Here is an 8,031-nt window from a genome sequence, read left to right as displayed (position 1 = left end):
GTCCGGCAGTCCCCGCCAGGGGGCGCTCAACGACGAGACGGCGAGAGGCCACGATCCACATGACCACCCGACACGACCCGGCGCAGACCGCGCCAACGGCCCGACGGAGGGCCCCCCGCGGGGCGATAGCCACCCTCGGAGGAGCGCTGAGCATCGCTCTGCTCGCCCCGATGGGCCTGGCGGGCCCGGCAGCGGCCCTGACCCCGCCCCCCGCACGCCCGACGACGGCGCTCGCCCCGGCCACGGCGCTCGCGGCCGGGGTGCCCGTCCCCACGGCCGACGGCCTGAAGCTCTGGTACAAGCTCGACGAGCTGAGCGGCACCGTCGCCCACGACGCCTCGGGCTCGGGCCGTGACGGCACGCTCGTCGGCGGCGGAGACTGGACCGACGGGCAAGGGCTGACGTTCGGCGGCTCGAGCTACGTGGACCTGCCCGACGACCTCCTCGCGGGGTACTCGGCCGTGACGGTCAGCGCCGACGTGTGGGTCGACACGACCCTGAGCGGCAACTACTTCTTCTACAACCTGGGCAACACCGCGGTCGGCTCGCCCCAGAGCGGCAACGGCTACCTGTTCTCCTCGGGCAACGCGACCTACCGCGCGTCGGTCTCGAACGCCGCCTGGGGTGCCGAGCAGAACACGGCCAAGTCGCCTTCGGCGGCCCTCGCGCGCGGTGTCTGGAAGACCGTGACATACACGCAGGGTGCCGGCACCGGCCGCCTCTACGAGGACGGCGCGCAGGTCGGGGTCAACACGGCCGTCACCCACACGCCGGGCTCGATCGGCAACGGGAGGACGACCGCCAACTACCTCGGCAGGTCCGCCTACGCGGCCGACAACCTCTTCAAGGGGCGCATCAAGGACTTCCGGCTCTACGACCGTGCGCTCACGGCCGCCGAGGTCGCCGACCTCAGCACCGCGAGCGCCGCGGCGTCGCTCTCCGCCGACGCAGGCGCCCTGTCCCTCGGGGACACGAGCGCCGTGGCCAAGAACCTCACGCTGCCCGCGAAGGGCACGGGCGGCTCGACCGTCACCTGGGCGACGTCGGACGCGAGCGTCGTGACGTCGTCGGGCGTCATCACCCAGCCCGTCGGCCAGGCGCACACCGCGACCCTGACCGCGACGCTCTCGCTGCGCGGCCAGAGCGCGACCACGACGTTCGACGTCACCGTGGTGCCCGGCACGGGCGACCAGGGCGTCGTGGACGCCGCTGCCGCCGCGCTCGAGGTCAAGAACCTCGACGACGTGCGCGGCAACCTCACGCTGCCGGCCACGGGAGCAGAGGGCACCACGGTCACGTGGGCCACCACGGCACCCACGGTCGTCACGCCGTCGGGCGAGGTCACGCGACCCGCGCACGGCCAGGCCGACCAGACGGTCACGCTGACCGCGACCGTGAGCAAGGGGCAGGCCACGGCCACGCGCGCGTTCGCCGCGACGGTCCCCGCGCTCCCCGAGCAGCAGGACTTCGCGGGCTACCTGTTCTCCTACTTCATCGGTGAGGGCTATGCGACGGGCGAGCAGGTCTACTTCGGCCTGAGCAAGGGCAACGACCCGCTCAGGTACCGGAACCTCAACGACAACCAGCCCGTGCTGACGTCGAGCCTGGGGGAGACGGGCCTGCGCGACCCGTTCGTCATCCGTTCTCCCGAGGGCGACAAGTTCTACCAGATCGCGACCGACCTCAAGATCCACGGCAACGGCAACTGGGACGCGTCCCAGCGCACGGGCTCCAAGTCGATCATGGTGTGGGAGTCGACCGACCTCGTGAACTGGACCGACCAGCGTCTCGTCCAGGTCTCCCCGGAGACCGCGGGCAACACCTGGGCCCCCGAGGCCTACTACGACGCGACGATCGGCGCGTACGTCGTGTTCTGGGCCTCCAAGCTCTACGAGGAGGACGACCCGGGCCACACGGCCAACACGTACAACCGCATGATGTACACCACGACCCGCGACTTCTACACGTTCACCGAGCCGCAGGTGTGGGTCGACCCGGGCTACTCGGTCATCGACTCGACCGTGATCGAGCACGACGGCGAGTTCTACCGCTTCACCAAGGACGAGCGGAACAACACGTCCACGACGCCGTGCTCCAAGTTCGTGCTGGGCGAGAAGGCGAGCGAGCTGCGTTCGCTGAGCTACGACTTCATCACCGACTGCATCGGCAAGGCCAACTCGCTCGGCGGCGGCATCAACCAGGGCGAGGGCCCGACCATCTTCAAGTCGAACACCGAGGAGAAGTGGTACCTGTTCATCGACGAGTTCGGCGGCCGCGGCTACGTGCCCTTCGAGACGACCGACCTGAACGCCGACGAGTGGAAGATGTCGACGGGCTACGAGATGCCCGCGCGCCCGCGCCACGGCACGGTCCTGCCCGTGACGCAGACCGAGTACGACGCGCTGCTCAAGGGCTACCAGCCCGACGCGTTCGTCGAGTCGGCCGAGGGCGTCGCGGCCGTCGTGAGTGTCGGTGACGCACCGGTCCTGCCGGCCACGGTCGCCACGCGCACCGCAGCCGGCACGACCACGCAGACCGCGGTCACATGGGACGCGATCGACCCCGCGAGCTACGCGCAGGCCGGGACCTTCGAGGTCACGGGCTCGCTCGGCGCCGGCGTGAGCGTGCGCGCCAAGGCCGTCGTGACCGTGGTCGAGGGCGACGTCCCCGTCACGGGCCTGACGGTCTCGCCCACCTCGACGCAGGTCACGGTCGGATCGGCACGCTCGCTCACCGCGACCGTGACCCCCGCCAACGCCACGGCCCGCACCATCACCTGGACGAGCGCCGACCCGTCGGTCGCGACCGTCGTCTCCGACGGGCCCTCCGCAGGCACCGTGCGCGGCGTCGCGGCGGGCAGCACGACCGTGACCGCCACGACCGCGGACGGGTCGCGCACCGCGACCGTCACGATCGACGTGACGAAGGAGATCCCGGGTCTGGTGGTCCAGTACCGCCTGGACGAGACGAGCGGCACGCAGGCCGTGAACTCGGCGCCGAGCAGCGCCGTCGGTCCCGCGACCGTCGTGGGCGGGGCCGCCCGCAACGGCACGGACGGCGTGCGTCTCGACGGGGTCGACGACCACGTCAAGCTGCCCAACGACGTGCTCAAGGGCCTGACGGAGATCACCGTCTCGCTCGACGTGCGCATCGACACCGCCCAGTCCACGCCTTACTTCATCTACGGCCTGGGCAACACGAGCGGGTCGAGCGGCAACGGCTACCTCTTCACGACGGGGGACGCGTACCGCACGGCCATCGCCTCGGGGAACTGGACGACCGAGCAGAACACGACCAAGGGCTCGAACCTCGCCCGCGGCGTGTGGAAGCACCTGACGTACACGCAGTCGGGCACCACCGGCACCCTCTACGAGGACGGGATCCAGGTCGCGCGGAACACCAACGTGACCACGACCCCCGGATCGATCGGCAACGGCACCACGGTCGCGAACTACATCGGCCGCTCGCTCTACTCGGGCGACAAGTACCTCAAGGGCGACGTCCGCGACTTCCGCGTCTACGACCACGCCCTGAGCGCCGACGAGGTCAAGGACCTCGGTCAGGACCACTCGGCCGTCACGGGGGCCGAGCTCGCCGAGCTCAAGGTCGCCGCGATCGTCGACGGCGGGTCCAGCACGGTCACGCTCCCGGTGGTGCCCGGCACGGACCGCTCCGCGCTCGCGCCTCGCCTGGTCGTGTCGGACCGTGCGACCGTGACGCCCGCCAACGGCTCGGTGCAGGACCTCACGCAGCCCGTGACCTACACCGTGACGGGCCCCGACGGGGTCGCGCGCACGTGGACCGTCCAGGCCAAGGAGATGCGCAGCCCGGTCCTGCCGGGCCTGTACGCGGACCCGAACATCGCGGTCTTCGACGGGGTCTACTACATCTACGCGACCACGGACGGCACCCCCGGCTGGGGCGGCAAGGACTTCTACGTGTGGAAGTCGACCGACCTGGCGAGCTGGGAGCGCTCGGCCGAGCCGTTCCTCACGCTCGACGGCGCAGCGGGCGACGTCCCGTGGGCCACGGGCAACGCGTGGGCGCCGACCATCATCGAGCGCGACGGGAAGTACTGGTTCTACTTCTCGGGCCACAACCCGGCCTACGACCGCAAGACGATCGGTGTCGCGGTCGCGGACAGCCCCGAGGGGCCCTTCACCGCGCAGCCGACGGCCATGATCACCAACGGGGAGGCCGTCACGACGGGGCAGGCGATCGACCCCGCAGCGTTCGAGGACCCGCAGACCGGCACGTTCTACCTGTTCTGGGGCAACGGCAGCAACGCGCCGCTGTACGCCGAGCTGAACGACGACATGGTGTCGGTCAAGCAGGACACCATCACGAAGCTCGGTGGTCTGACGAACTTCCGCGAGGGCCTGTTCCTCAACTACCGCGAGGGGATCTACCACCTCACCTACTCGATCGACGACACGGGCTCGGAGAACTACCGGGTCGGGTACGCGACGTCGACGAGCATCGACGGGCCCTGGACCTACCGCGGCGTGATCCTCGAGAAGGACGTGTCGCAGGGCATCCTCGGGACCGGGCACAGCTCGATCGTCCAGGTCCCCGGGACCGACGAGTGGTACATCGCCTACCACCGCTTCGCGATACCCGGCGGTGACGGGAACCACCGCGAGACGACCATCGACCGCCTCACGTTCGGCGAGGACGGGCTCATCCAGAAGGTCGTCCCGACCCTCGAGAGCGTCCCGCCGCTCGACGTGACCGAGCCCGCGCAGGTCGAGGTCGACGTCACGGTCGCGCCCAAGTGCGTGGCCGGCAAGGCCGCGCTCACGGTGCTCGTGCGGAACACCGAGGAGGTGCCCGTCGACGTGGTCGTCACCACGCCGCTCGGGACCAAGACCTTCCTCCAGGTCGCGCCGGGCAAGCTCGCGTCCCAGACGTTCTCGGCCCGCGCGGTGACGCTCGCGGCAGGGAAGGTCACGGTCACGGCTCAGGCCCTGCTCGACGGCGCCCCGGTCACCACGGGCTACGACGTCACCTACGCAGCGACCAGCTGCGGCTGACCCGGCCGGTCGCCGCCTCGACGTGAGCAGACGTCCCTCCTGAGGGTCGATCTGGGGCGTCTGCTCACGTCGAGGCCTGGGCGCCGTCGGCGCCCGTCCTGCCCGCACCACCGCACCCCCCGCACCGCCCGCACCACGAACCGAAGGAGCACATCGTGAGAAGAACCAGGGGACGTCTCGTTGCCGCGAGCGTCGCCGTCGCCCTGACCACCGGGCTGACGACCACCGCCGCGGCAGCCGCCGATCCGGCCCTGCCCGAGGCCGGGCTCGTCGCCTGGTACAGGCTCGACGAGACGAGCGGCACGTCGGCCGCGAACTCGGCACCGGGCTCGACCTTCGGCGCCGCCACGGTCGCCGGGGCGGCGCGCAGCGCGAACGGCATCACGCTCGACGGGACCGACGACCACGTCCGGCTCCCCGACGGCCTGCTCAAGAACCTGACGTCGGTCACGGTCGACCTCGACGTGCTGGTCGACACGGCCCAGGCGACGCCCTACTTCATCTGGGGCATGGGGAACACGAGCGGCTCGAACGGCAACGGCTACCTGTTCACCACGGGCAACGCCTACCGGACCGGCATCGCGTCGGGCAACTGGTCGACCGAGCAGAACACGACCAAGGGGTCGAACCTCGCCCGCGGGGTCTGGAAGCACCTGACCTACACGCAGACCGGCACGACCGGGACCCTCTACGAGGACGGTGTCCAGGTCGCGCAGAACACCGCGGTCACCACGACCCCCGCCTCGATCGGTGCGGGGACGACGACCGCCAACTACATCGGCCGCTCGCTCTACTCGGGCGACAAGTACCTCAAGGGCCAGGTCCGCGACTTCCGCGTCTACGACCGGGCGCTGCCCGCCAATGACGTCGCGGCCCTCGCGCAGAAGACCTCGGCCGCGGCCGCAGGAGCCGACGCCGCCGCCCTCGACCTGGGCGACACGAGCGCCGTCACGAGCAACCTGACGCTCCCGGTGGCGGGCGCGCAGGGCTCGACCATCGCGTGGGCGACCTCGCACGCGGACGTCGTGACGCCGTCGGGCAAGGTCACCCGGCCCGCCGCCGGTCAGCCCGCCGCGAGCGTGACCCTGACGGCCGCGGTCACGCGCGGCGCGGTGACGCTCCCGCGGACCTTCACCGTGGTCGTCCCCCCGGCCCTCGACGACGCCCAGGCGGCCGCCTGGGACGCGCAGCACACCCTCGTGACCAACATCGCCGACGTGCGCGGCAACCTCACGCTCCCGACCCAGGGTGCGCAGGGCTCGACCCTGACGTGGACGTCCTCGGCGCCCGGCACCGTGAGCGACACGGGAGCGGTGCACCGCCCCGCGCACGGCGCGGGCGACGTCGACGTGACCCTCACGGTCACCGCGACCAGGGGCACCGCGACCTCGACCCAGCCCCGGACCGCGACCGTCCGCCAGGCCCCCGAGGCCCAGGAGCCCGCGGCGTACTTCTTCCCCTACTTCAAGGGCGAGAGCACGGCCGACGGCGAGGAGATCTACTTCGCCGCGAGCCAGGGCGACGACCCGCTCAGGTGGCAGGAGCTGAACGACGACAAGACCGTCCTGCGCTCGGGCCTGGGAGAGAAGGGCCTGCGCGACCCGTTCGTGATCCGTTCGCCCGAGGGTGACAGGTTCTTCCTCGTCGCGACCGACCTCAAGATCTACGGCGGCAACAACTTCGGCAACGCGCAGGAGCGCGGCTCGCTGAGCCTCATGATCTGGGAGTCGACCGACCTCGTGCACTGGTCCGACCAGCGCATGGTCAAGGTATCGAGCGACTACGCGGGCAACACCTGGGCCCCCGAGGCGTTCTACGACGAGGCCGCGGGCGAGTACGTCGTGTACTGGGCCTCGGCCCTCTACCCGACGACCGACAGCAGCGACCGCAAGATCGCCACGAGCTACCAGCGCATGATGTACGCCACGACGCGTGACTTCGTGACCTTCAGCGAGCCACGGATCTGGGTCGACAACAAGCGCGGCACGGGCCTCGGCATCATCGATGCCTCGGTGACCAAGGTCGGTGACACGTACTACCGCTTCATCAAGGACGAGAAGTACATGACCGTCCGGAGCGAGAGGTCCACCGACCTGCGCGCCACGAGCTGGGACCTCATCACCGAGAACATCGGCGTGGGCCAGCCCAACGGCTACGGCGGCACCTTCACGGCGGGCGAGGGGCCCACGGTGTTCAAGTCCAACACCGAGGAGAAGTGGTACGTCTTCATGGACCAGCCCAGCTACCACGGCGGCAAGGGCTACGTCCCGTTCGAGTCGACCGACCTCGACTCGGGGGTCTGGACCAAGTCCGAGCCCGCGACCCTGCCCGCGAGCCCCCGCCACGGCACGGTGCTCCCGGTCACGCAGGCCGAGTACGACCGCCTGCTCGCGCACTACCAGCCCGACGCGTTCGTGGCCTCGGCCGCCCCGGTCACGGTCACGACGGCTGCGGGCACAGCGCCCGTCCTGCCGACGACGGTCGCCGCGACGTACGGCGACGGTGCGACCAAGGACCTCGCGGTCACGTGGGACGCGGTCGACCCCGCCTCCTGGGCGCAGGCCGGCACCTTCGTGGTCAGCGGGTCGTTCGGCCCGTCGATCACGACGCGGTCCACCGCCACGGTCACCGTGACCGCCCCCGTCGACCCGGGCCCCGACCCCGACCTCGCGGTCGAGGTCTCGGCCACGGCGAAGTGCGTGGCGGGCAAGGTCGCCGTGGCGGTGCGTGCGGTGAACGGTGAGGACGTGCCCGTCGATCTCACGGTGACCTCGCCGTTCGGGTCCAAGACGTTCACCGGCGTGGCACCGGGCAGGTCGGCGTCCCAGGCGTTCGCGACGCGGGCGGGCTCGGTCGAGGCAGGGGTCGTCACGATCACCGCGAGCACGACGGGCGCCTCGCCCGTGACCGCGACGATCGAGGCCTCGTACCCGGCCCTCGCGTGCGGGTGAGGCGCTGACCCGACGACTGCCGTGGGGCGAGGTGTCCTGCCTCGCCC

Annotated in this window: 2 protein-coding genes; both read left to right on the top strand. The window is 71.0% G+C overall.

What is annotated here, in order from left to right:
- Nucleotides 1-59: 59 nt before the first annotated feature.
- A complete protein-coding gene (locus ACFRCR_RS14575) occupies nucleotides 60-5,033 on the top strand; it encodes a family 43 glycosylhydrolase (protein ID WP_377678511.1) in 4,974 nt (1,657 codons plus the stop codon).
- A gap of 155 nt (nucleotides 5,034-5,188) precedes the next feature.
- A complete protein-coding gene (locus ACFRCR_RS14570; RefSeq protein ID WP_377678510.1) occupies nucleotides 5,189-7,984 on the top strand; it encodes an immunoglobulin-like domain-containing protein in 2,796 nt (931 codons plus the stop codon).
- Nucleotides 7,985-8,031: the final 47 nt, after the last annotated feature.

It is taken from the genome of Oerskovia sp. NPDC056781 (assembly GCF_042789955.1).
Lineage (GTDB): Bacteria > Actinomycetota > Actinomycetes > Actinomycetales > Cellulomonadaceae > Oerskovia > Oerskovia rustica.
The sequence above is the reverse complement of the archived record's forward strand: the minus strand, read 5'-3'. Positions and strand labels throughout refer to the sequence as shown.

Coding starts and splice junctions, on each gene's coding strand:
- ACFRCR_RS14575 (WP_377678511.1), top strand. CDS start 60: ATGACCACCCGACACGACCCGGCGCAGACCGCGCCAACGGCCCGACGG.